The following is a 1,448-nucleotide window of genomic DNA, read 5'->3' as shown; positions in this document are numbered from 1 at the left end:
GGCTCTATGCCGTTTCCAGTGGAAATTGACTTCTCAACAAACATGACGGTAGCGCCCGTAGTCGCGGGCGACGGCCGGCGCCAGGGGGTTCTGCGGTAGATGCTTAAGCTTGGACATGCGCAGGTAGGCCATGGCGATGAAGTTCTCGATGTTGCGGAAGCCTCGGGCGGCGGTCTTCGTCTGTTGGAGCAGGCCGTTCATCGCTTCGACGTAGGCGTTGCTGCGTCCGTCGAGCATGCCGCGCACGACGCCGCCGAGGTGCTCCTTCAGGGTGAGGGCCAGCCGCTTGAAGGGCTCCAGGCGGCTGCGGCGCGCCCAGCTCAGCCATTTGCTCATGGCACCTTGCGCGATCTCCTCGCTGTTGCTCGCGGCTGCATCGCGATAGACCAGCCGCAGTGCCTGCTTCAGGCGCCACGCACGCGCGCTCTTCAGATTCGAGCGTTGCAGCCAGTGCATCGCCTCGAACTGGGCACGGGTCCAACTCACTGGGTTCTTGCGCATCCCCCACAGCAGCTGACGCAGCGTCTTCTTGCTCTGTGCGCCGACCGCTTCGCGCACCGCTGCCGCCGAGCTACGCATCTCTTCGCGACGCACCTCGTCCATCGCCGCGTTGGCCAGCGCCACGACATGAAAGCGGTCGTAGCTGATCCGGGCATTGGGCAGCGACTGGTCGATTCCCTTGGCGTAGGCCGCGCTCATGTCGATACAGGCGTGCTCAATGGCCAGCGGATCGCCGCCGTGCGCACGCATGTCCTGGGCAAAGGCCTGCAACGTAGCGTGATCGCGCCCCGGGGTGGCAAACAGCAAGCGCTTGGCTTCAAGGTCATGCACGACGGTGATGTACTCGTGACCACGCTTGACGCTGGTCTCGTCGATCCCGACGTAGCGCACGCCCGACATGTCGTCCTTGGCACGGGCCACCTCGACGTAATGGCGCACGCGGCCCCACAGGCGCTTCGGGGCAACCCGCAACTGGTTGGCCGCCTGGCGCACCGGCATCTCTCGGCACAGCGACAGACTCAGCGCCTCGAACAGCAGGGTAAAGCCGCTCCCCTCACGCGCCCACGGCACCGGCAACTGCGTGGTCTTGCCGCAGCCGTTGCACTGAACGCGCGGGATCGCGGCATGCAGCCACGCTTCGAACTGAAAGAAATCCAGGTGACGCCAGCTGCGCCGCACCCGGTCGTGGATCAGCTGGTGCTCGGCCCCACACGCCGGACACGTGGCACGACCGCCGGTGTGCTCGACCTCGAAGTCGATCCGCCGCTTGGCTGTGTTGAGCTCGACCTTGGCGACGTACCAGGGCGGCTGCAGGCCAAGTGCGGTGGTGAAGAGAGCTTCGATCTGGGAGTTCATCGGGCGCGAGGTCGGCGTCAGTGTCGGGCGGTTGTACCACCGAGGGTCATGTTTGTTGAGAAGTCAATTTCCACTGGAAACGGCATAGAGCC

Annotated in this window: 1 protein-coding gene; it reads right to left on the bottom strand. The window is 64.9% G+C overall.

Translation table 11 applies throughout. The annotated features are described in order from the left end of the window. Window positions 1-33: 33 nt before the first annotated feature. Window positions 34-1,356 carry an ISL3 family transposase gene (locus tag CGK74_RS15075; protein WP_094269270.1) on the bottom strand — a complete coding sequence of 441 codons (1,323 nt, stop codon included), beginning with the start codon at window positions 1,354-1,356 and terminating at the stop codon, window positions 34-36. Window positions 1,357-1,448: the final 92 nt, after the last annotated feature.

The organism is Thauera propionica, assembly GCF_002245655.1.
GTDB lineage: Bacteria > Pseudomonadota > Gammaproteobacteria > Burkholderiales > Rhodocyclaceae > Thauera > Thauera propionica.
Note: the sequence above shows the minus strand (reverse complement) of the source record. Positions and strands in the feature narration are given on the sequence as shown.

Bases quoted from the DNA above. Each gene is read 5' to 3' on its own strand.
- CGK74_RS15075 (WP_094269270.1), bottom strand. From the start codon at position 1,356: ATGAACTCCCAGATCGAAGCTCTCTTCACCACCGCACTTGGCCTGCAG.